This window comes from Klebsiella sp. H-Nf2 (assembly GCF_002806645.1).
Classification (GTDB): Bacteria; Pseudomonadota; Gammaproteobacteria; order Enterobacterales; family Enterobacteriaceae; genus Klebsiella; species Klebsiella variicola.
The window spans coordinates 198,682-221,135 of sequence record NZ_PIBL01000006.1 but is presented as its reverse complement, the minus strand read 5'-3'; the positions used below and the strand labels follow the sequence as shown (position 1 = coordinate 221,135).

The window sequence follows — 22,454 nt, the reverse complement described above, 5'->3', positions numbered from 1 at the left end:
GTTCACCGGGACATCATGTCCTTAATTCAACTCAGGATGAAAAAGCGATGAAAAAAAAGGTTCTGGCAATAGCTCTGGTAACAGCGTTTACCGGTATGGGTGTGGCGCAGGCTGCTGATGTAACGGCTCAGGCTGTTGCGACCTGGTCGGCGACCGCTAAAAAAGACACCACCAGCAAGCTGGTTGTGACCCCGCTCGGCAGCCTGGCGTTCCAGTACGCCGAAGGCATTAAAGGTTTTAACTCGCAGAAAGGTCTGTTTGACGTGGCGATTCAAGGTGACGCAACGGCGACCGCCTTTAAGCTGACCTCGCGTCTTATCACTAACACCTTAACCCAGCTGGATACCTCCGGCTCCACGCTGAGCGTGGGTGTGGATTATAACGGCGCCGCGGTCGAAAAAACCGCAGATACCGTGATGATCGATACCGCTAACGGCGTACTGGGCGGCAACCTCAGCGCGCTGGCAAATGGCTACAACGCCAGCGGCCGTACCACCGCGCAGGATGGTTTCACCTTCTCCATCATCAGCGGCACCACTAACGGCACTACCGCAGTGACCGATTACAGCACCCTGCCGGAAGGGATCTGGAGCGGCGACGTCAGCGTCCAGTTCGACGCCACCTGGACCAGCTGATCCTTCTGATGCACCAGCAGGGGGAGCTTCCCCTGCTTTTTTCACGGACGGAATTGTTATGAAAAAGCACCTTCTGGCCCTCGGGCTGCTGCTTGCCGGGGTGTCGCCGGCGCAGGCGCTGGATGTCGGCGATATTTCATCCTTTATGAACAGCGGCAGCAGCACGCTGAGCAAAACGATCAAGAACAGCACAGACAGCGGTCGACTGATCAATATCCATCTCGAACGGCTCTCTTCACCGCTGGACGACGGGCAGGTTATCCCGATGGATAAACCGGATGAGGTGCTGCTCACCCCCGCCAGCCTGCTGCTACCCGCCCAGGCCAGCGATGTCATCCGCTTCTTTTATAAAGGCCCGGCGGACGACAAAGAGCGCTACTACCGCATTGTCTGGTTCGATCAGGCACTCAGCGATGCCCAGCGCGATAACGCCAACCGCAGCGCGGTAGCGACGGCGTCCGCCCGCATCGGCACCATCCTGGTGGTGGCGCCACGCCAGGTGAACTACCGCTTTCAGTACGCCAACGGCTCCCTGACCAACACCGGGAATGCGACGCTGCGGATCCTCGCCTACGGCCCTTGCCTGAAGGCTGCCGACGGTAAGGAGTGTAAAGAGAATTACTACCTGATGCCGGGTAAATCGCGCCGTTTTACGCAGGTGGACACGGCGAATAAAAAAGGACGGGTTGCGCTTTGGCAGGGTGAGCAGTTTGTTCCCGTGAAATAGACAGTTGTGCAGATGGATAACGACGATGCCTCTACGACGGATTTCCCCAGGACTGAAAACGCAGCTTGCCTTCGGCATGATCTTTTTGTTCGTTCAGCCCGACGCCAGCGCTGCTGCCGTACGAGCTCAGCAGATTGGTGGGGTGATTATTCCGCAGGCCTTCAGTCGGGCGCTGCAGGACGGTATGAGCGTCCCGCTCTATATTCATCTTGCCGGCAGCCAGGACACCCGGGACGATCAGCGGATCGGCAGCGCCTTTATCTGGCTGGACGACGGCCAGCTGCGCGTCCGGCAGATCCAACTGGAGGAGAGCGAGGGTAACGCCAGCGTCAGCGAACAGACCCGACAGCAGCTGATCGGCCTGGCCAATGCCCCGTTCAGCGAGGCACTCACCATTCCCCTGACCGACAGCGCGCAGCTGGATCTCAGCCTGCGCCAACTGCTGCTGCAGCTGGTGGTCAAGCGCGAGGCGCTGGGCACCGTCCTGCGCTCGCGCAGCGAAGATATCGGCCAGTCCAGCGTGAACACCCTTAGCAGCAACCTGAGCTATAACCTCGGCGTCTATAACAACCAGATGCGCAATGGCGGGAGCAACACCTCCAGCTACCTGTCGCTGAACAACGTCACGGCGCTGCGGGAGCATCACGTGGTGCTCGACGGCTCGCTGTACGGGATCGGCAGCGGTCAGCAGGACAGCGAATTATATAAGGCCATGTATGAGCGCGATTTCGCCGGCCACCGTTTTGCCGGTGGGATGCTCGACACCTGGAACCTGCAGTCCCTGGGACCGATGACCGCCATTTCGGCCGGCAAGATTTACGGCCTTTCCTGGGGGAACCAGGCCAGCTCCACCGTCTTCGACAGCAGCCAGTCGGCCACGCCGGTGATTGCCTTTTTACCGGCAGCGGGCGAAGTGCATCTTTCCCGTGAGGGGAGGCTGCTGAGCGTCCAGAATTTCGCCATGGGCAACCACGAAGTGGATACCCGCGGCCTGCCGTACGGTATTTACGATGTCGAGGTGGAGGTGATCGTCAACGGTCGGGTGGTCAGCAAACGCACCCAGCGTGTCAATAAGCTGTTCAGCCGCGGTCGCGGCATCGGCGCGCCGCTGGCGTGGCAGGTATGGGGCGGCAGTTTCCATATGGATCGCTGGTCGGAAAGCGGCAAAAAGACCCGGCCGGCAAAAGAGAGCTGGCTGGCAGGCCTCTCGACCTCCGGGTCGCTCAGCACCCTGAGCTGGGCGGCAACGGGCTATGGCTACGACAATCAGGCGGTGGGGGAAACCCGCCTGACGCTGCCGCTGGGCGAGTCGATCAACGTTAACCTGCAGAATATGCTGGCCAGCGACAGCTCCTGGAGCAGCGTCGGCAGCATCAGCGCCACGCTGCCGGGGGGCTTCAGTTCAGTGTGGGTCAACCAGGAGAGAACCCGCATTGGCGATCAATTGCGGCGCAGCGATGCCGACAACCGAGCGATCGGCGGCACCCTCAACCTCAACGCGCTGTGGTCGAAGCTGGGGACGTTCAGCGTCAGCTACAACGATGACCGCCGCTACAACAGTCATTACTACACCGCGGATTACTATCAGACGGTCTACAGCGGCGCCTTTGGATCGCTCGGCCTGCGGGCGGGGATCCAGCGCTATAACAATGGCGACAGCAGCGCCAACACCGGGAAATATATCGCTCTCGATCTCTCGCTGCCGCTGGGCAACTGGTTCAGTGCCGGGATGACCCATCAGAACGGCTACACCATGGCTAACCTCTCAGCGCGCAAGCAGTTTGATGAAGGCACTATTCGCACCATCGGCGCCAATCTGTCGCGGGCCATCTCCGGCGATACCGGGGATGACAAAACCCTCAGCGGCGGGGCGTATGCCCAGTTCGACGCCCGCTACGCCAGCGGCACGCTGAACGTCAACAGCGCGGCAGACGGCTACGTCAACACCAACCTTACCGCCAGCGGCAGCGTCGGCTGGCAGGGCAAAAATATCGCCGCCAGCGGACGAACCGACGGTAACGCCGGGGTGATTTTCAACACCGGGCTGGAGGACGATGGTCAGATCAGCGCCAGGGTTAACGGGCGGATTTTCCCGCTCAGCGGCAAGCGTAACTACCTGCCGCTCTCTCCCTATGGCCGCTATGAGGTGGAGCTGCAGAACAGCAAAAACTCGCTCGACAGTTACGACATCGTCAGTGGGCGCAAGAGTCATCTGACTCTCTATCCGGGCAACGTCGCGGTGATTGAGCCAGAGGTGAAGCAGATGGTCACCGTCTCCGGTCGTATTCGTGCGGAAGACGGCACGCTGCTGGCGAATGCGCGGATTAACAACCATATCGGCCGTACCCGCACCGATGAAAACGGCGAGTTTGTCATGGACGTGGATAAGAAATACCCCACTATCGATTTCAGCTACGGCGGCAATAAAACCTGCGAAGTGGCGCTGGAGCTCAGCCAGGCGCGCGGCGCCGTCTGGGTCGGGGATGTGGTCTGCAGCGGCCTCTCGTCGTGGGCGGCGGTGCAGCAGACAGGAGAAGAGAATGAAAGTTAATGCACTGATGGCGCTGGCGATCCTCGCGCTGCTCTGGCCGGCAGCCGCGCTCAGGGCGGCGGTGTCCAAGACCACCTGGTCGGATGCGCCGGCGCGCGAGTTTGTGTTTGTTGAAAACAACTCCGACGACAACTTTTTCGTCACCCCCGGTGGGGCGCTGGATCCGCGTATGACCGGGGCTAACCGCTGGACCGGCTTAAAATACACCGGCTCCGGCACCATCTATCAGCAAAGCCTCGGCTATATCGATAACGGCTACAACACCGGGCTCAATGCCAACTGGAAGTTTGATATGTGGCTGGAAAACTCGCCGGTTTCGCACCCCTTAACCGGCCTGCGCTGCATCAACTGGTACGCCGGCTGCGATATGGCTACCAGCCTGATCCTGCCGCAATCCACCGACGCAAGCGGGTTTTATGGCGCGACGGTGACCAGCGGCGGCGCGAAGTGGATGCACGGCATGATGTCGGACGCGTTTTATCAATATCTGCAGCAGATGCCGGTCGGCGGCAGCTTTACAATGACCATCAATGCCTGTCAGACCTCGGTGAACTACGATGCCAGCAGCGGTGCGCGCTGTAAGGATCAGGCCTCCGGTAACTGGTATGTGCGCAACGTCACCCACACCAAAGCCGCGAACCTGCGGTTGATTAATACTCACTCGCTGGCGGAGGTGTTTATCAACAGCGACGGCGTGCCGACCCTGGGAGAAGGGAACGCCGACTGCCAGACGCAGACCATCGGCAGCCGCGCAGGATTAAGCTGTAAGATGGTCAACTATACCTTACAGACCAACGGCTTAAGCAACACCTCGATCCATATTTTCCCGGCGATCGCCAACTCGTCGCTGGCCTCGGCCGTCGGGGCGTACGATATGCAGTTCAGCCTCAACGGCAGCTCCTGGAAGCCGGTGAGCAATACCGCTTATTACTACACTTTCAACGAGATGAAGAGCTCAGACTCGATCTATGTTTTCTTCTCCAGCAACTTCTTTAAACAGATGGTGAATCTCGGGATCAGCGATATCAACACCAAGGATCTGTTCAACTTTCGCTTTCAGAACACCACCTCGCCGGAGTCAGGCTGGTATGAGTTTTCCACCTCCAACACGCTGATTATCAAGCCCCGTGATTTCAGCATCAGCATTATCTCCGACGAATATACCTCGGCGCCGTCGCGCGAGGGATATGTCGGCAGCGGCGAACCGGCGCTCGATTTCGGCTACATCGTCACCACCAGCGGTAAAACGGCCGCCGATGAAGTGCTGATCAAGGTGACCGGACCGGCGCAGGTGATTGGCGGGCGTTCCTACTGTCTCTTCAGCTCTGATGACGGTACGGCGAAAGTGCCGTTCCCGGCGACGCTCTCTTTTATCACCCGCAGCGGCACGACGCAGACCTACGATGCCGGGTGCGATGACAGCTGGCGGGATATGACCGATGCGCTGTGGCTGACCACGCCATGGACCGATATCTCCGGCGAAGTGGGGCAGATGGATAAGACCACGGTGAAATTTTCGATTCCGATGGATAACGCCATTTCGCTGCGGACGGTAGACGATAACGGCTGGTTTGGCGAAGTCAGCGCTTCAGGAGAGATTCATGTCCAGGCGACGTGGCGCAACATTAACTAAGGCCCTGCTGACGGTGGGCTGCCTGCTGGCAGCGCCGCTGGCTCAGGCGATCTCGGTCGGCAACCTGACCTTTTCCCTGCCGGCCGAAGCGGATTTCGCCAGCAAACGGGTGGTCAACAACAATAAAAGCGCGCGGCTGTACCGCATCGCCATCAGCGCCATCGATCGCCCGGGCGGCAGCGAAGTACGCTCCCGGCCGGTGGATGGTGAGCTGCTGTTCGCCCCCCGCCAGCTGGCGTTGCAGGCAGGTGAAAGCGAGTACTTCAAATTTTACTATCATGGCCCGCGGGATAACCGCGAGCGCTACTATCGGGTCTCGTTTCGCGAAATCCCCACGCGTAACCTGACGAGGCGCAGCCCAACCGGCGGCGAGGTCAGCATGGAGCCGGTGGTGGTGATGGATACCATTCTGGTGGTGCGCCCACGCGAGGTGCAGTTTAAATGGTCTTTCGATAAGGTGGCCGGGACGGTGAGCAACACCGGCAATACCTGGTTCAAGCTGCTGATTAAACCCGGATGCGATTCGACCGAAGAGGAGGGGGACGCGTGGTATCTGCGTCCTGGCGACGTGGTTCGCCAGCCGGCATTGCGCCAGCCGGGGAACCACTATCTGGTTTATAACGACAAATTTATTAAGATCAGCGATACCTGCCCGGTGAAGCCCCGTCCCGCGGAGTGAGCCTTATCCGGCGGTCGCGCGGCGGGTAAAACGCCGGCTGGCCAGCAGGCTCAGACCGCAGCACAGCAGGTAGTACACCGCGCCGGTGAAGACGAAGATCGCCAGTGGATAGATCTGCACCCGGTTGTTGACCTGGCCGGCCACGGTGGTCAGCTCCGGGACGTTGACGATAAACGCCAGCGACGTGTCTTTCAGCAGGCCGATAAAGATCCCCACCAGCGAGGGCTGAACATTGCGCAGCGCCTGCGGGAGCAGCACCAGGCGCAGCGTTTGCCCGGGGGCGAACCCCTGGGTCAGCGCCGCCTCATACTGTCCTTTCGGCAGCGACTGCAGCCCGGCCAGCACCGAGTGCATCACCGAGGCGGCGGTAAACCACGCCAGCGCCAGGGTCACGGTCACCGCGCCGGGCAGATCGCCGCCGGTCAGCATCGGCAACAGATACCACAGCCAGAAGATGACAAATATCAGCGGGATGCCGCGAATAATTTCCGCCCACAGAAACAACAGACGCCGCACCAGCCCGCCGTAGCGCCAGGCCAGGCCCGCCAGCGCAATGCCTCCCGGCAGCGCCAGCAGGGTGGCGCCGATAGCCATCAGCAGGGTCAGCGCCACGCCGCCGGGCTGGCCCTCCGCCAGTCGGCCCCACAGCAGGTAATCGAGGTTATCGGCGATCACCGCCAGATTAGCGTTCATGTTGGGCGCTCCGTTGCAGTTTTCTTCCCGGGCCGAGACGCGTTAGCGCCACGCCCATCGCCACCCCCAGCGCCAGGTACAGCGCGGTACCCACGGCAAACGCCTCCAGCGCGTGCGCGTTATAGCTCTCAATCTGTCGTACCTGATAGGTCAGTTCCGCAAAGCCGATGCCGCTGGCCAGCGATGAGAGTTTCATCAGGTTAAGATACTGGCCGACAATCGGCTGCCAGGCGTTGGCCAGCCCCTGCGGCAGGAGGATAAAGCGCAGCTCCTGCCACGGCGTAAAGCCCTGCGACAGCGCGGCTTCCCGCTGCCCGTGGCTGACGGCGCGCAGTCCGGCGGCGATCTCTTCCACCAGAAAGGCGGAGGTAAAGACCCCCAGCCCCCACATTGAGCAGAGGAACTCCGGCGTCAGCCACCAGACGTTACCCGGCAGAATGGACCAGGCGTGTTCGTCGTTCACCACCTCCTTCACCGCCAGCGGCAGCAGATTCCAGGCGGCAAAGTACCAGAACAGCAGCTGGACCAGCAGCGGGGTATTGCGAAACAACGAGACCCACGCGGCCACCAGTCCGCGCCCCGCGCGGCCGCCGCCGAGGCGCAGGGCCAGCAGCAGGACCGCCAGCAGGGTGGCGAGCAGGATCCCGGCGACGCTGACCCAGACGGTGGTGAGAAAACCAGAGATGATCCATTGCAACGGCTGCCCGCTCAGGACGCCGTGCCAGTCAAGCATCGGCGTCACGCGAGGCTCTCCTGGTGCAGCGGATCCAGCACCTTCTGCAGAAAACGCCGTGCGCGGGCATGCTGCGGATGGGCGAAAAACTCAGCCGGCGGGGCGACCTCGAGAATGTCGCCGCCGTCGATAAACACCACCCGGTCGGCAATTTCGCGGGCAAACTGCATCTCATGAGTCACCACCAGCATGGTGATCCCGCTGTGGGCGAGGGTTTTCATCACCTGCAGCACTTCGCCGATCATCTCCGGGTCGAGCGCCGAGGTGGGCTCATCGAACAGGATAATCTGCGGCGAGGAGGCCAGGGCGCGGGCGATCGCCACCCGCTGCTGCTGGCCGCCGGAGAGCTGCGCCGGCATCTGCTGCGCTTTTTCTTCCAGTCCGACCTGGCGCAGCAGCGCCAGCGCCCGCTCCTGAGCCGCACTTTTCCCCCAGCCGTGGACGCGCTCCAGCGCCAGAGTGATGTTCTCCTGCGCCGTCAGGTGGGCGTAAAGGTTGAACTGCTGGAAGACAAAACCGACGCGGCTGCGCAGCTGGCGCAAGGCGCTGCCGCTCAGCCGGCTGGTCGGTTTATCGTCGATCAGGATCTCGCCGCCGCTTAAGGATTCGAGCTGGTTGATCAAGCGGATCAGCGTCGATTTTCCCGAACCGGAAGGGCCAAGGATCGCCACCACTTCGCCGGGTTCGACCTGCAGGTTGATCGCGTTTAGCACCTGATGATCGCCGTAGCGCTTGGCCACATCACGAAACGTAATGCTGGCGCGCTGCAGACGTGAAAAATCCGCGGCCGGGGCCGCGGAGTGGGAGAGTAAACCCGAGAACATATTATTTCGCTTCTATGGTAAAGGCGCGCGGCTGCGGCGTTTTAGTGGCAGGGCCAAACCAGACATCATAGATTTTCGCGGCTTCGCCGGTTTTCTCCAGCTTCACCAGCTCATCGTTAACGGCTTTCAACAGGGCCGGTTCGCCTTTCTTCACGCCCACGCCAATCTCTTCTTTGCTGAGCAGGTCGGGCAGAATTTTAAACTTGGCTTTATCCGGCGCTTCCGCCAGCAGACCGGCGAGGATGGTGCTGTCCTGGGTGATGGCCTGGACGTTGCCGTTGCGCAGGGCGGTCAGGGCCAGCGGAATATCGTCATAGGAGAGGACGCGAGCCTGCGGGAAACGCTGGTGCAGGGCCTGTTCGCCGGTGGTGCCTTTCACCGCGCCGATGCGCGCTTTGCTGTACTCATCGAGCTTATCCGGAGAGCCGGCCGGCACGAGGAACTGCTGGCCGGTGACGAAATACGGCGTCGAGAAATCAATGACCTGGGCACGCTCCGGGGTGATGGTAATGTCGGCGACGATCAGGTCGGCTTTGCCGGACTGCAGCAGCGGAATACGGTTAGCCGGGTTCGTCGCCACCAGCTCGAGTTTGACGCCGAGCGCTTTCGCCAGCGCCTGGGCAAAGTCGACATCGTAGCCGACGATATGGTGGGTTTTGGCATCCACGGAGCCGAACGGCGGGTTGGCGTCGAAGGTGGCGACTTTCACGACGCCGGCGGCTTTGATGTCAGCCAGCTGGTCTGCTTGTGCCTGAGACGCGAGCAGCAGCATACCCAGCGCCAGTGCAATTTTTGTGGTTTTATTGCGCATATTTTTTCCCCTGAATCCCTGTTTTGTTTTGTGGACATCACGCTCCCACAAATTCCCCGTCGGCGGCAAAGAAGAAAAAATTCTTATCTATAACGAAAAAGAACTTAACAAACATGTGGGTATTCTTTATGCGGCGCTGGCGTTTTACCGGCGCGGCAACGATTGCCGGGCGGCCCTCTCTCCCTCCGGAGAGAGGGTGAGGGAGAGGGGATAGGGGTAATTTTCCGTTCATCGTGCGCATGGGCGTTAGCCCCGCGGTGTATACCGGGGCTGCAACGATTGCCGGGCGGTTCCCTCTCCCTCAGGGAGAGGGTTAGGGTGAGGGGATAGGAGCGGGCGTAATATGCGCCAGCCAGGATTGCAAATTCGGAATTAGTATTTCCCGCGCCCGGCCAACTGTGGTTGAAATAGACCCAGGCGATTCGCTTCCCGACAGAGGAGAAAATGAAAGTGGCATTGTGGCAACGATTAACGGGCTGGCTGGCTTTGATGTCCAACGGCGAAGCCGGACAGCAGGATACCCAGCGCGTCATGGAGGCGATACTGCCGGTGGCCAGCCTCTACGGCGTGGACATTGGTAACGTGGAAACCCGGTGGTTCCGTCATGATAAGACATACTGAGCGACGCAGGACGCGAGAAGCCTACTGGAACGAGGTGTGCTTTGTGTAGCAAGAGACTGCCTGAGGTTGCGGCATCACAGGATGCGCCGCCGCAGCCCAGGCAGTTTTGACCACGCTTATCCCCCCAGATACATCCGCTTAATTTCCGGGTTAGTCAGCATCTCCCGCGCCGCGCCTGACAAGGTGATCCGGCCATTCTCCAGGACATACGCCCGATCGGCGATAGCCAGCGCTGCCGTCGCATTCTGCTCCACCAGCAGCACCGTCATATTCTCTTCGCGCAGTTGCTTAATGATGCCGAACAGCTCGCCGACAATTTTCGGCGCCAGTCCGAGGCTCGGTTCATCCAGCATCAATAACACCGGCTCGCTCATCAGCGCCCGGGCGATGGCCAGCATCTGCTGCTCGCCGCCGCTCATGGTGCCCGCCATCTGATGGCGCCGTTCCTTGAGCCGTGGAAAGAGGGCATACATGCGATCGCGCAGGCGGGTGTAGCCGGCGAGATTATTGTAGGCGCCCATGCGCAGGTTCTCTTCGATAGTCAGGTTGGTAAAGACCCGACGTCCCTCCGGCACCAGCGCCAGCCCGCGGCGCACAATCTGGTGGGTCTGGCTGCGTGAGATATCGTCGTTGAGGAAGCTGACGCGCCCACTGGAGCGCACCAGGTTGACGATCCCGTTCAGGGTGGAGGTTTTACCGGCGCCATTGCTGCCGATCAGGGTGACGATTTCCCGGTCATAGACGTCGATATCAACGCCTTTCAGCCCCTGGATCACGCCGTAAAAGACCTTCAGTCCCCGGGCGTTAAGCATAATTGGCTTCTCCCAGATAAGCGGAAATGACGTCCGGATGCTGGATCGCCTCGGCCATCAGGCCGCTGAACAGCGGCTTACCGTACTCCAGAACCATCACCCGCTCGCACAGGCGGTTGACGAAGGGCATATCGTGCTCAATCAGCAGGACGCTGAGCTGATAGTCATGGCGCATGCGGAAGATAAGCTCCGCCAGATCCTCGGTCTCCTTCGGGTTCATCCCGGCGGCCGGCTCATCGAGCAGCAGCAGCTTCGGCGCGGTGGCCAGCGCGCGGGCGATCTCCACTTTGCGCTGGTTGCCATAGCTCAGGTTTGTGGCCTGCATATGGGCGAAGTGGGCGATGCCGATGTCCTCCAGAATGGCCATGGCTTTGGCTTTCGCCGCCCGCTCGGCCGGAAAGTAGCGGCCAATATGCAGCGCCGCCTCCAGAAGCGAGTAGCGGCTGGCGCGGTCGAGTCCGACCATCACGTTCTCCAGCACCGTCATGGAGTTAAACAGACGGATATTCTGGAAGGTACGGGCGATCCCGGCGTTCACCACCTGGTTGGGCTTCAGCCCCTTCAGCGACGTACCCGCCAGGGTGACGTTGCCGCTGGTGGGTTTATAGTTGGCGGTGATGACGTTAAACAAAGTGGTTTTGCCCGCGCCGTTAGGGCCGATAAGGCCAAAGATCTCCGCCTCGTCGACATGGAAGCTGACATTGTCGATGGCCCGCAGGCCGCCAAACTGCATGGTGACGTCCTGCACCTGCAGGATAACGTTATTTTCCGCCATAGCTGCTGTTCCTTCTTCCCATCTGCCAAATCTCTTTTTTCCCCAGCAGCCCTTCGCGGGCGAAGAGCATGATGATCAGCAACAGCAGGGAGAAAACCACCATTCGCAGGCCCGGATACGCGCCGAGATCGTGACCGAAGAACTGCAGCGGCTGGTCGAGAAAGCGCAGCCATTCGCCGCTGCCGACCACCAGTACGGTGCCGAGCAGGGCGCCGGTGGTGCTGCCGAGTCCGCCGAGGACGATAATAATCAGCAGCTGGAAGGTGAGCATAAAGTCGAACAGCCCCGGGGAAATGGTGGTCAGCAGCGAAGCCAGCAGACCACCGCCGATCCCTTCGAAGAAGGCGCTGGTGGCGAAGGCGCAGGTTTTGATGCGGAAGGTGTTGACCCCCATGGCGATCGCCGCATCTTCATCGTCGCGAATGGCTTTCATCATCCGGCCATACTTCGACCACACCAGCTGGAGGATCATGCCGGTGGCCAGCAGGGCGAACAGCCCGCACCAGAACAGGAGATGCGGCTGCTGCGGAATATCGTTCAGCCCGATGGCGCCGTTGGTGATTTGCGGGTTGTTAATGGCGAGGATCTTGATGATAAACCCAAAGCCGAGGGTGACGATGGCCAGGTAGTCGCCACGTACCCGGAAGACCGGCACGGCGAGGCACACCGCCAGCGCCGCTGCGCACAGGCCGCTTATCAGCAGGGCGGGGAGAAAGCCCGCGTGCAGGTTGAGGATCCACGGGCTGGGGGCGGCCATTTCAAACATGTCTACCTTGCTGTCGCTGGAGAGGATCAGCAGGGCGGTCACGTAGGCGCCCACCGCCACGAAGCCGTTCGGCTCCAGCGACAGCTGGCCGGTCACGCCGTTGATCAGGTTGTAGCTGACCGCGAGGATCATAAAGATAAAAATGGTGCTGATGACGCGAACAATGTAGTCATTGAAAACCACGTTGATTCCGGCCAGCAGCGCGATACAGATGACAATAATGGCCAGGTTGCGCAGTTGCGCCCCGGCGGTCGTCGTCGCGTTGAGCATCAGAAACGGCTCCTTTCCAGACGTTCGTCGCCCATAATGCCGACCGGGCGGAACAAGAGGACCAGAATCAAGAACAGGAAGGCGAAAGCGTCTTTATAGCCGCCCAGTTCGGGGAAGATCGCCACGGCGACCACCTCGGTAAAACCGAGGATAAAGCCGCCCAGCACCGCGCCGGTGACGCTGCCGATCCCGCCCAGTACGGCGGCGGCAAAGGCCTTCAGGCCGATAAGCACGCCCATCAGGGGATCGATAGTGGGGTAGCTGATGGAGTAGAACACGCCGCCGAGCGCCGCGAGACTACTGCCGAGGGCGAAGACCAGGGAGATGATCCGGTTGGCGTCAATGCCCATCAGGCGCACGGTGTTGACGTCAAAGGCCACCGCGCGGATCGCCATCCCATAGCGGGTGCGGTACAGCAGCCAGAGGATCGCCAGCAGCAGCAGGACGGTGATCAGCGGCACAATCCACGCCACGTTGGTAATGATGACGCTGCCGAAGGCGCGGGTCTGGTTGAAAAAGTCAGGGGCGGAGAAGAAGCGTGAGCTGCCGCCGAACAGTACGTTAAACAGGTTTTCGAGGAAGAAGCTGACGCCGATGGCGGTGATCAGCATGGAGATTTTCGAGGCCTGGCGCAGCGGACGATAGGCGACCCGGTCAATCAGCATACCAAACAGGCCGCACAGCCCGAGGGTCAGGAAAACGGCTACCCCGAAGGGTAGCCCAACTGAAGAAAATAAAAACAGCGTACTAAACGCGCCGACCATCATGACGTCCGCATGGGCGAAGTTGATCAGCCGTAGCACGCCATAAACCATCGTATAACCGATGGCAATCAGGGCGTACATGCCCCCAAGACTCATTCCATTGACCACTTGCTGGAGAAAAATGGCGCCGTCCATTTTGTAGCCTCGTCGCAACTTAAGGGTTAACCACGGTACGAAACGCCAGCTTGCCATCTTTCACTTCGTTGATGACCGCGCTGCGAATGGCATCGCCGTTCTGTAACGTCAGCGTGCCGGTCACGCCCTGGAAACCTTTGGTGGCGCGGATTTTTTCATTCACGCAGACCCGATCATGGGGATCGCTGCACTGGTTCATGGCGTTGACGATGACGTTATAGGCATCCGCCGCCATTGCGCCCCAGGTATGGGTCGGCTGCTGGTATTTGGTTTCCCAGGCTTTGATGAAGGTTTCCCCGGCCGGGGTCTGCTCTTTGGCGTTCGGCGAGTAATAATCGGTGGTCATATAGCCGTTGACCGCGTCTTTACCGACATCGAAGAAGACCTGATCCGCGGCCAGACCGTCGCCGCCCACCACCGGTTTGTTGAGCCCCAGTTGTTTAGACTGCACGGCAATCAGCGCCCCTTCGGTGTAGTAGATCGGCATGTAAATCATGTCGACATTCTTCGCCTTGACGCTCGCCAGCTGGGCTTTAAAGTCCTTGCTGCCGCCCGGGGCCTGTACCTCGATGGGAATGGTACCGCCGTTTTTCAGGAACTGGGTGCGGAACGCTTTTGCCAGGCCGACGGAGTAGTCGTTGCTGCTGTCAAACACGATGGCGGCGGTTTTGGCTTTCAGATCGCGGGAGGCCAGATTGGCCCCGACCACCCCCTGGAAGCTGTCCGAGAAGCAGACCCGGCTGACGTACGGATGGTTGCGGGTGACGCGGTCGTTAGTGGCGGTGGAGGAGACCAGCGGCGTTTTGCTGTCGTCGGCGATCTTGGTCATCGCCAGGGTGTTGGAGGAGGTGACTTCACCGATCACGGCATCCACTTTATCGCTGGAGACCAGCCGCTGCATGGCGTTGGCCGCTTCGACTTTGTCGCTTTTATCATCGATAACGATAAGCTTAATGGTATCGCCATTTTTTAACGTCGGGGTGATGGCCTGAATAATGTCCAGCCCTTTCTGCGACGGCTGGCCGTAGCCGCTGAGGGCGCCGCTCAGGGGTAATACCACCCCGATTTTAATTTCCGCTGCCTGCGCGCTGCTGGCGCCGACCAGCGCGGCAACCAGCGTGGCCATTAAAGACGCTTTCCCGGAAAACGATTTCATTGATATTTCTCCGTCGGTCGATTATTTATCTTTAACCATCAATGACTGCATAACATTGAGGAATAATTCGCCAGCGTGTCCGGCGAATTATTGGCTGTTATGTTGAATAGATAACGAGATATATACCCTAAATAATTCGAGTCGCATGAAGGCGGCAAGTGAGCGAGTCCCCAGGCGCTTACAGAAGTCAGTGACTGGGGGGAGAGAACGCCGCCAACGCACATGCAACTTGAAGTATGACGGATATTTTTAATGCGCTGATTTACCTTACAACGTCCGTTTCGTTTTTACTCATGCAATATTCTTATTACCTGCAGGGAAGGGCATAAGGCTGGCGACAACACGGTTTTTGGATTTTATCGGCGGGCGGCTGACGCCTTACCCAGTCTGGGAAATAGGCCATATAAACCGGTTGAACGGTTTCCGTAGGCCCGCGCAAGCGAAGCGTCGCCGGGCAATTTTTGCGCGCACCCGAATATAATATTCAGGTGCGCCAGGTCATATTGAAAATCTATTCTGCTGCTCACGTGACTTATTATTTTAAAGGGGTCAACGGTTTTATTTTCCCATGCAGCGCTGGATTATCACTTTCATCTTTTAACTGCACGCCGGTGACGCGGCGTAAAAAAGCCTGCTCCAGCAGCCAGGCCAGTTTAAAGGCGGCGGCGTCATGGCTTAATCCCTCCGGACGAATATTGGAGATACAGTTTCGCTCAGATTCCAGACGCTGACGATGGGGCTGCCAGGTGAGGTAGACGCCGAGGCTGTCCGGCGAGGAGAGACCCGGTCGTTCGCCAATCAGGATCGCCACCGCGCGGGCTTTAAGGGTTTCGCCAATATCATCCCCCAGCGCCACCCGCGACTGATGCGCCAGCACTACCGGCGCCAGGCCGATACCCAGCGTCTGCAGATAGGGCAGCAGGGCGCGGATCAATGGCACCGCCTGGCGCTCTACCGCCCAGGAAGAGAGGCCATCGCCGATCACCAGCAGCAGATCGGCGGGGCGGACGCCGCTGGCGGCGAGGTCGGCGCGACTCTCGTCGGCGAGCTGCCGCCCGAGATCCGGACGCCGCAGATAGGTGTGACGGTCCGGCGCGGCGCTGTGCACCGTCAGGGCGTCGAGGCCGAGCGCCGCCAGCGGCGCCACCAGCTGCTGGCTGGCGAACGGCTGATGAATAGCATCCCGCGCTCTGGCGTGGGCCAGACCAAAGTTGAGGACTTCGCGGGTCGGCAGGCTGGCGCCGCTGCGCCCCAGGGCGATCCGCGCATCGGTAAATTCACGCAGCGGGTTCCAGGCATCGGGACGGTTCATACGGGGGCTCCTTGCGGCAGGACGGACAACAGCGGATGGCGGGCGTCGGTGAGCCGCAGCGCGCCGTGCGGATCGATAATCTGCATCTTCGCCAGCCAGTCGGCGAACTCCGGGGCATGCTTTAAGCCCAGCAGGCGTCGGGCGTACAGCGCGTCATGGAACGAGGTGCTCTGGTAATTGAGCATGATATCGTCCGCTCCAGGCACGCCAATCAGGAAGGTGAGCCCGGCGGTGCACAGCAGAGTCAGCAGGGTGTCCATATCATCCTGATCCGCTTCCGCGTGGTTGGTATAGCAGACGTCGCAGCCGATCGGCAGGCCCATCAGCTTGCCGCAGAAATGATCCTCCAGCCCGGCGCGAATAATCTGCTTGCCGTCGTAGAGATACTCCGGACCGATAAAGCCGACCACGGTATTGACCAGTAGCGGTTCAAAGTGGCGGGCGACCGCGTAGGCCCGCGCCTCACAGGTCTGCTGGTCGACGCCGTGGTGGGCGTTGGCCGACAGGCAGCTTCCCTGGCCGGTCTCAAAATACATCACATTGTTGCCGAGGGTACCGCGCCTGAGGCTGAGGGCCGCCTCGCGGGCCTCCTGCAGCATGGCAAGATTGATGCCGAAGCCGCTGTTGGCCGCTTCGGTTCCGGCTACCGACTGAAACACCAGATCCACCGGCGCGCCGCGCTCAATCAGCTGCAGCGTATTGGTGACATGGGTCAGAATGCAGGACTGGGTGGGGATGGCGAAGCGCTGAATAATATCGTCCAGCATGACGTTCAGCTGCGCCAGCACCGGTAAGCTGTCGCTGGCCGGGTTGATGCCAATCACCGCGTCCCCAGCGCCGTACAGCAGCCCGTCGAGCATACTGGCGGCGATGCCTTTCAGATCGTCGGTGGGATGGTTGGGCTGCAGGCGCACGCTGAGGTGGCCGGGTAGGCCGATGGTGTTGCGAAAGCGCGTCACCACCTGGCATTTGCTGGCGGCAAGGATCAGATCCTGATTGCGCATCAGCTTACTGACCGCCGCCGCCATCTCCGGGGTGATGGCGCGAGCGACCCGCTGCAGCGTGGCGGTATCGGTGGCATCATCCAGCAGCCAGTCGCGAAAATCGCCGACCGTCAGGTGACGCAGGGCGGCAAAGCCCTGCGCATCATGGGTGTCGAGGATCAGGCGGGTCACTTCATCCTGCTCGTAAGGGATAAGCGGGTTGTCGAGAATGTCGGTCAGCGGCACCTCGGCGAGGGCCATTTTCGCCGCCATCCGCTCTTCGGCTGAGGTGGCGATAACCCCCGCGAGGGCGTCGCCGGAACGAGCCGGCGACGCTTTTGCCATCAACGTTTTCAGACTATCAAAGCGCCATACCTGGCCCGATAGCGTGGTTTTATACATGCCGCCTCCTCAGGAGACCGTGCGCAGTTGAGGATCCACTGGCGCCCGTTCACGGGCTGCTGCGGTTTTGCGGAACCACAGGTAGCCGCCGAGCATCATCGCCGCGAAAATCAGCGCCAGCAGCAGGTTATACCAGACCATCGCCACCAGGCAGATCACCGCCATGCCGAGGGCAAAGGCCGGCGCCAGCGGGTAGAGCGGGGCGCGGAACGGACGGATCAGCTTCGGCTCGCTACGGCGCAGTTTGAACAGCGCCGCCATGGAAGTGATATACATAACAATAGCCCCAAATACCGACATGGTGACGATACAGGCGGTCAGCGGCATGCCGCTGATGGTGATCAGCGAGTCGGAGAAGATCGCGGCGATACCGACCACGCCGCCGGCGAGGATCGCCAGATGCGGGGTACGGGTGCGGCGGTTGAGGGTCGCCAGCCCGGCGGGCAGATAGCCGGCGCGGGCGAGGGAGTAGATCTGCCGCGAATAGCCCATAATGATCCCGTGGAAGGAGGCGACGAGGCCAAACAGCCCCAGCCACACCAGCATATGCAGCCAGCCGCTGCCATTGCCCACGACCGTCTTCATCGCCTGGGGCAGCGGATCGTTAATATTGGACAGCGCGCGCCAGTCGCCGACGCCGCCGGCGAAGACCATCACGCCGATCGCCAGCACCGTCAGCGTCAGAATGCCGCCGCCCAGGGCGCGCGGAATGGTGCGCTGCGGATCTTTGGCCTCTTCGGCCGCCATGGAGGCCCCCTCAATGGCGAGGAAGAACCAGATGGCGAACGGAATGGCGGCGAACATCCCCGGCAGCGCCAGGCCGCTGAAGCTTTCCGCGCCCGCCCAGCCGTTAGTGGTGAAGTGGCTCCAGGAGAAGCCGGGCGCGACCACGCCCATGAACACCAGCAACTCGAAGATGGCCAGCAGGGTGACGATCAGCTCGAAGGTGGCGGCAATGCCGACGCCGAGAATATTGAGCGTCATAAAGATCACGTAAGCGCCGCAGGCGACCCATTTCGGATCCAGCGCCGGAAACTGCACGTTGAGGTAGGCGCCGATGGCCATGGCGATGGCCGGCGGGGCGAAGACGAATTCAATCAGGGTGGCAAAACCAGCGATAAAGCCGCCAGTGGGCCCGAAGGCGCGGTAGGCGTAGGCGAAAGGGCCGCCAGCGTGCGGGATGGCGGTGGTCAGCTCGGTAAAGCTGAAAATAAAGGCGCAGTACATCGCGGCGACCGCCAGGGCGACGACCATAAACCCCATCGTGCCCGCCTGTGACCAGCCATAGCTCCAGCCGAAGTACTCCCCGGATATCACCAGTCCGACGGCGATCCCCCATAAACGAAAACTGCCGAGCGTTCTTTTTAAGGTGGTGGTTTGCTCTGCCATACGTGTTGCCTCGCCAGATAGAAAGGTTCTGAACGACAGGCTGCAAAGAGAGTGCCAGAACGTTGTCTGTCGCGATGAGGCGTCAGTCCGTGGCGCGCCAGCCGGCGCTGCGCAAAAATGGGGCAGGCTGCACGCTGTCGGCGCGTGCTCTGGTGCAGCGGCTTTGCTTTTTCCGCGGCGTCACGGTATAACTCTTCTTCTTTTGGATGTTTAGATGTCTATACGTTTATACGCATCATGACCCGGGCAAGCGGGCTGGCGTGAGAAAATAAAATGCAAAGCACAACACAACAACAAGGTGGGCAACTGAAGCGCACCATGAAAACGCGCCATCTGATCATGCTGTCGCTCGGCGGCGTGATTGGCACCGGCTTATTCTTTAATACCGGCTATATCATCTCTACCACCGGCGCGGCCGGGACGCTGCTGGCGTACCTGATTGGCGCTCTGGTGGTTTGGCTGGTGATGCAGTGTCTCGGTGAACTGTCGGTGGCGATGCCGGAGACCGGCGCCTTCCACGTCTACGCGGCGCGCTATCTTGGCCCGGCGACGGGTTATACCGTGGCGTGGCTCTACTGGCTGACGTGGACGGTGGCGTTGGGGTCGAGTTTTACCGCGGCGGGCTTCTGCATGCAGTACTGGTTCCCGCAGGTGCCGGTCTGGATCTGGTGCGTGGTATTCTGCGCAGTGATCTTCGGCCTTAACATCATTTCGACGCGCTTCTTCGCCGAAGGCGAGTTCTGGTTCTCGCTGGTGAAAGTGATCACCATCATCGCGTTTATTATTCTCGGCGGCGCGGCCATTTTCGGCTTCATTCCGATGCAGGATGGCTCCCCGGCGCCGGGCCTGCATAATATCACCGCCGAAGGCTGGTTCCCGCATGGCGGCCTGCCGATCCTGATGACCATGGTGGCGGTGAACTTCGCCTTCTCCGGAACGGAGCTTATCGGCATTGCCGCCGGAGAGACGGAAAACCCGCACAAGGTCATTCCGGTCGCCATCCGCACTACCATCGCCCGGCTGATCATTTTCTTTATCGGCACCGTGTTTGTGCTGGCGGCGCTGATCCCAATGCAGCAGGCGGGGGTGGAGAAAAGCCCCTTCGTGCTGGTGTTTGAAAAGGTGGGCATCCCTTACGCGGCGGACATTTTCAACTTCGTGATCCTGACGGCGATCCTGTCGGCGGCAAACTCCGGCCTGTACGCTTCCGGGCGGATGCTGTGGTCGTTGTCGAACGAGAAGACGCTTCCGACCTGCTTTGCCAAAGTCAATAAACGGGGCGTCCCGGTGACTGCGCTGTCGGTCAGTATGCTGGGTGGCGTGCTGGCGTTGTTCTCCAGCGTGGTGGCGCCCGATACGGTGTTTGTGGCGCTGTCGGCGATCTCCGGCTTTGCGGTGGTGGCGGTGTGGTTGAGCATCTGCGCTTCGCACTTTATGTTCCGCCGCCGCCATCTGCAGCAGGGTAAGGCCCTGAGCGATCTGCAGTATCGCGCTCCCTGGTATCCGGTGGTGCCCGTTCTGGGCTTTGTGCTGTGCCTGGTGGCCTGCGTGGGCCTCGCCTTTGACCCGAGCCAGAGAATTGCGCTGTGGTGCGGGATCCCCTTTGTGGCCCTGTGCTATGGTGCCTGGTATCTCACTCGTTCACGGAATATGACTCAGGAGTCCCAACATGTCGCAGATTAATCCGTTCACTGCCCTTCTGGCCGCCCAGCCTTATGTCCTGCTGGATGGCGCTATGGCCACCGAGCTGGAGGCGCGCGGTTGCGATCTGGCCGACAGCCTGTGGTCGGCGAAAGTGCTGCTGGAGAACCCGCAGCTGATCCGCGATGTGCATCTCGACTACTTTCGCGCCGGGGCGCAGGTGGCGATCACCGCCAGCTATCAGGCCACCCCGGCGGGTTTTGCCGCGCGTGGACTGGATGATGCGCAGTCCCGGGCGCTGATCGGCAAAAGCGTCGAACTGGCGCGCAAAGCACGCGAGGCGTACCTCGCTGAGAACCCGCAGGCTGGTACGCTGCTGGTGGCCGGTTCGGTAGGGCCGTATGGCGCGTTTCTCGCCGACGGCTCGGAGTATCGCGGCGATTATCAGCGCAGCGCGGCAGAGTTCCAGGATTTCCACCGCCCGCGCGTCGAAGCCCTTCTGGATGCGGGCGCCGACCTGCTGGCCTGTGAAACCCTGCCGTCCTTCGCTGAGATCCAGGCGCTGACGGCCCTGCTGCAAGACTATCCCCGCGCCCGCGCCTGGTACTCTTTCACGCTGCGCGACGCCGAACATCTCAGCGATGGCACGCCGCTGCGCGAGGTGATGGCTGCCCTGGCGGATAACCCACAGGTGGTGGCGGTGGGCATCAACTGTATCGCCCTGGAAAATACGCCCGCGGCGCTGGCGCATCTGCACAGCCTGACGGCCCTGCCGCTGGTGGTCTATCCTAACTCTGGCGAACATTATGATGCGGTGAGCAAGACCTGGCACCATCATGGCGAAGCCTGCGCCACCCTGGCGGATTATCTGCCGCAGTGGCTGGCGGCCGGGGCGAAGCTGATTGGCGGCTGCTGCCGCACCACGCCGAAGGACATCGCTGCGCTTAACGCGAAGCGCTGAGTTTTGTGCCGGGTGGCGCTGCGCTTACCCGGCCTACACATTGCGCGATCCGTCGCCGGCACCCGGCACCAACCCACCGCACAAAACCAACTATCCTTTCCCGCTTTTGTTCTAAAAACGATTCGCTATTAGCCAGAATTTTTAATTACTTCATCTCCCTCCTGATGCCGGAAATACTGCACCTATAACAACTCAGGGGAAGCAGACACTATGGCATTCACATCGCGAATTACTCTTCTGGCGGCGCTGGCCGTCGCCGCCTTCCAGGCGCAGGCGGTCAACGTGACCGTGGCGTATCAAACCTCCGCTGAGCCGGCGAAAGTCGCCCAGGCGGACAACACCTTCGCCAAAACCAGCGGCGCGACCGTCGACTGGCGGAAATTTGACAGCGGCGCCAGCGTGGTGCGTGCTCTGGCCTCCGGCGATGTGCAGATCGGCAATATCGGCTCCAGCCCGCTGGCGGTGGCTGCCAGTCAGCAGGTGCCGATTGAAGTGTTCCTGCTCGCTTCAAAGCTCGGCAACTCCGAAGCGCTGGTGGTGAAAAAAAGCATTACCAAACCGGAAGATCTGATCGGCAAGCGCATTGCCGTGCCGTTTATCTCCACCACCCACTACAGCCTGCTGTCGGCGCTCAAACACTGGGGCATCAAGCCGGGACAGGTGCAGATTATTAACCTGCAGCCGCCAGCGATTATCGCCGCCTGGCAGCGCGGGGATATCGATGGCGCTTACGTCTGGGCGCCAGCGGTTAACGAACTGGAAAAAGAGGGCAAGGTGCTGACCGATTCCGCGCAGGTTGGGGAGTGGGGCGCGCCAACCCTCGACGTCTGGGTGGTCCGTAAGGACTTCGCCGAGCAGCATCCGGAGATCGTCAAAGCCTTTGCTAAAAGCGCCATCGACGCCCAGCAGCCCTACATCGCCAACCCGGAAACATGGCTGAAACAGCCGGACAACATCAGCAAGCTGGCGCGCCTGAGCGGCGTGCCGGAAGCCGATGTTCCGGGGCTGGTGAAGGGGAACACCTATCTGACCGCCGCTGAGCAGGCGCAGGCATTGAACGGCCCGGTCAATCAGGCCATCGTCGATACCGCGCGCTTCCTGAAAGAGCAGGGCAAAGTGCCTGCGGCGGGAACCGATTATCGTCAGTACGTCACTGACCGTTTCGTGAAGTAAAGGAGGCG

Annotated in this window: 23 protein-coding genes; 11 read left to right on the top strand and 12 right to left on the bottom strand. The window is 60.7% G+C overall.

Annotation, left to right across the window (positions count from 1 at the left end; genetic code table 11):
- The first annotated feature begins 47 nt into the window (after window positions 1-47).
- From ecpA to CWM58_RS16645, 5 genes are read left to right on the top strand one after another with little or no spacing between them, the layout of a single operon-like run.
- Entirely contained in the window at window positions 48-635 is a 588-nt protein-coding gene (ecpA, locus tag CWM58_RS16665; RefSeq protein ID WP_061155627.1) for a common pilus major fimbrillin subunit EcpA, read from the top strand.
- Window positions 636-693: 58 nt separating this feature from the next.
- The gene (locus tag CWM58_RS16660) at window positions 694-1,362 is read left to right on the top strand and encodes a hypothetical protein (protein WP_061155626.1); all 669 of its coding nucleotides are present in this window, start codon (window positions 694-696) and stop codon (window positions 1,360-1,362) included.
- A gap of 25 nt (window positions 1,363-1,387) precedes the next feature.
- Window positions 1,388-3,913, top strand: coding sequence for a fimbrial usher EcpC (gene ecpC / locus CWM58_RS16655; RefSeq protein ID WP_100681362.1), 2,526 nt, complete (start codon window positions 1,388-1,390; stop codon window positions 3,911-3,913).
- A complete protein-coding gene (gene ecpD / locus CWM58_RS16650) occupies window positions 3,903-5,546 on the top strand; it encodes a fimbrial adhesin EcpD (RefSeq protein WP_100681361.1) in 1,644 nt (547 codons plus the stop codon). The genes ecpC and ecpD overlap by 11 nt, the downstream gene beginning before the upstream one ends.
- A complete protein-coding gene (locus CWM58_RS16645; protein WP_061155623.1) occupies window positions 5,515-6,225 on the top strand; it encodes a fimbria/pilus periplasmic chaperone in 711 nt (236 codons plus the stop codon). Before ecpD ends, CWM58_RS16645 begins: the two co-directional genes overlap by 32 nt.
- Before the next feature lie 3 nt (window positions 6,226-6,228).
- On the opposite strand, the gene CWM58_RS16640 is transcribed toward CWM58_RS16645, so the two are convergent.
- The 4 genes from CWM58_RS16640 to CWM58_RS16625 are packed head-to-tail and all read right to left on the bottom strand — an operon-like array spanning window position 6,229 to window position 9,286.
- Window positions 6,229-6,918: an amino acid ABC transporter permease gene (locus CWM58_RS16640; protein WP_008805320.1), complete on the bottom strand. Its 690-nt coding sequence runs from the start codon at window positions 6,916-6,918 to the stop codon at window positions 6,229-6,231.
- Window positions 6,908-7,660, bottom strand: coding sequence for an amino acid ABC transporter permease (locus CWM58_RS16635; protein WP_165785808.1), 753 nt, complete (start codon window positions 7,658-7,660; stop codon window positions 6,908-6,910). Before CWM58_RS16635 ends, CWM58_RS16640 begins: the two co-directional genes overlap by 11 nt.
- Window positions 7,657-8,475, bottom strand: a complete 819-nt coding sequence (locus CWM58_RS16630; protein WP_077268421.1) for an amino acid ABC transporter ATP-binding protein — start codon at window positions 8,473-8,475, stop codon at window positions 7,657-7,659. Before CWM58_RS16630 ends, CWM58_RS16635 begins: the two co-directional genes overlap by 4 nt.
- Window position 8,476: 1 nt before the next feature.
- Window positions 8,477-9,286, bottom strand: coding sequence for an ABC transporter substrate-binding protein (locus tag CWM58_RS16625; protein ID WP_002890106.1), 810 nt, complete (start codon window positions 9,284-9,286; stop codon window positions 8,477-8,479).
- 444 nt (window positions 9,287-9,730) lie between these two features.
- Between CWM58_RS16625 and CWM58_RS16615 the strand changes: the two genes are divergently transcribed.
- Window positions 9,731-9,907, top strand: coding sequence for a hypothetical protein (locus CWM58_RS16615; protein WP_077274703.1), 177 nt, complete (start codon window positions 9,731-9,733; stop codon window positions 9,905-9,907).
- Between the two features lie 116 nt (window positions 9,908-10,023).
- Here CWM58_RS16615 and CWM58_RS16610 read toward each other — a convergent pair whose 3' ends face one another.
- Genes CWM58_RS16610 through CWM58_RS16590 form a run of 5 tightly spaced genes read right to left on the bottom strand, consistent with a single transcriptional unit; the run spans window position 10,024 to window position 14,555 of the window.
- Window positions 10,024-10,719 carry an ABC transporter ATP-binding protein gene (locus CWM58_RS16610; RefSeq protein ID WP_100681360.1) on the bottom strand — a complete coding sequence of 232 codons (696 nt, stop codon included), beginning with the start codon at window positions 10,717-10,719 and terminating at the stop codon, window positions 10,024-10,026.
- Window positions 10,712-11,494 carry an ABC transporter ATP-binding protein gene (locus CWM58_RS16605; protein ID WP_008805323.1) on the bottom strand — a complete coding sequence of 261 codons (783 nt, stop codon included), beginning with the start codon at window positions 11,492-11,494 and terminating at the stop codon, window positions 10,712-10,714. Before CWM58_RS16605 ends, CWM58_RS16610 begins: the two co-directional genes overlap by 8 nt.
- A complete protein-coding gene (locus CWM58_RS16600) occupies window positions 11,481-12,530 on the bottom strand; it encodes a branched-chain amino acid ABC transporter permease (RefSeq protein ID WP_061155620.1) in 1,050 nt (349 codons plus the stop codon). The genes CWM58_RS16605 and CWM58_RS16600 overlap by 14 nt, the downstream gene beginning before the upstream one ends.
- On the bottom strand, window positions 12,530-13,429 hold the full coding sequence (locus tag CWM58_RS16595) for a branched-chain amino acid ABC transporter permease (RefSeq protein WP_002890128.1): 900 nt from the start codon (window positions 13,427-13,429) through the stop codon (window positions 12,530-12,532). The genes CWM58_RS16600 and CWM58_RS16595 overlap by 1 nt, the downstream gene beginning before the upstream one ends.
- A gap of 19 nt (window positions 13,430-13,448) precedes the next feature.
- Window positions 13,449-14,555 (bottom strand): ABC transporter substrate-binding protein, encoded by a 1,107-nt coding sequence (locus CWM58_RS16590; protein WP_162677948.1) that lies wholly within the window; start codon window positions 14,553-14,555, stop codon window positions 13,449-13,451.
- On the opposite strand from CWM58_RS16590, the gene CWM58_RS28695 reads away from it, so the two are divergent.
- Window positions 14,548-14,691 carry a hypothetical protein gene (locus CWM58_RS28695; RefSeq protein WP_165785807.1) on the top strand — a complete coding sequence of 48 codons (144 nt, stop codon included), beginning with the start codon at window positions 14,548-14,550 and terminating at the stop codon, window positions 14,689-14,691. The two genes, CWM58_RS16590 and CWM58_RS28695, sit on opposite strands and share 8 nt — an antisense overlap.
- A gap of 429 nt (window positions 14,692-15,120) precedes the next feature.
- Here CWM58_RS28695 and eutC read toward each other — a convergent pair whose 3' ends face one another.
- From eutC to eat, 3 genes are read right to left on the bottom strand one after another with little or no spacing between them, the layout of a single operon-like run.
- Window positions 15,121-15,897 carry an ethanolamine ammonia-lyase subunit EutC gene (eutC, locus tag CWM58_RS16580; protein ID WP_064166043.1) on the bottom strand — a complete coding sequence of 259 codons (777 nt, stop codon included), beginning with the start codon at window positions 15,895-15,897 and terminating at the stop codon, window positions 15,121-15,123.
- A complete protein-coding gene (locus tag CWM58_RS16575; protein WP_025713481.1) occupies window positions 15,894-17,282 on the bottom strand; it encodes an ethanolamine ammonia-lyase subunit EutB in 1,389 nt (462 codons plus the stop codon). The genes eutC and CWM58_RS16575 overlap by 4 nt, the downstream gene beginning before the upstream one ends.
- A 9-nt stretch (window positions 17,283-17,291) precedes the next feature.
- Window positions 17,292-18,671 (bottom strand): ethanolamine permease, encoded by a 1,380-nt coding sequence (eat, locus tag CWM58_RS16570; RefSeq protein ID WP_100681358.1) that lies wholly within the window; start codon window positions 18,669-18,671, stop codon window positions 17,292-17,294.
- A gap of 62 nt (window positions 18,672-18,733) precedes the next feature.
- Between eat and CWM58_RS28690 the strand changes: the two genes are divergently transcribed.
- The 4 genes from CWM58_RS28690 to tauA all read left to right on the top strand — a co-directional run bounded on the left by CWM58_RS28690 (window position 18,734) and on the right by tauA (window position 22,446).
- The gene (locus tag CWM58_RS28690) at window positions 18,734-18,862 is read left to right on the top strand and encodes a hypothetical protein (protein ID WP_165785806.1); all 129 of its coding nucleotides are present in this window, start codon (window positions 18,734-18,736) and stop codon (window positions 18,860-18,862) included.
- Between the two features lie 82 nt (window positions 18,863-18,944).
- A complete protein-coding gene (gene mmuP, locus CWM58_RS16565; protein WP_100681357.1) occupies window positions 18,945-20,354 on the top strand; it encodes an S-methylmethionine permease in 1,410 nt (469 codons plus the stop codon).
- Window positions 20,341-21,273 carry a homocysteine S-methyltransferase gene (gene mmuM, locus CWM58_RS16560; RefSeq protein WP_100681356.1) on the top strand — a complete coding sequence of 311 codons (933 nt, stop codon included), beginning with the start codon at window positions 20,341-20,343 and terminating at the stop codon, window positions 21,271-21,273. The genes mmuP and mmuM overlap by 14 nt, the downstream gene beginning before the upstream one ends.
- Window positions 21,274-21,483: 210 nt before the next feature.
- Complete coding sequence (gene tauA / locus CWM58_RS16555; protein ID WP_008805331.1) at window positions 21,484-22,446, top strand: taurine ABC transporter substrate-binding protein; 963 nt, start codon at window positions 21,484-21,486, stop codon at window positions 22,444-22,446.
- Window positions 22,447-22,454: the final 8 nt, after the last annotated feature.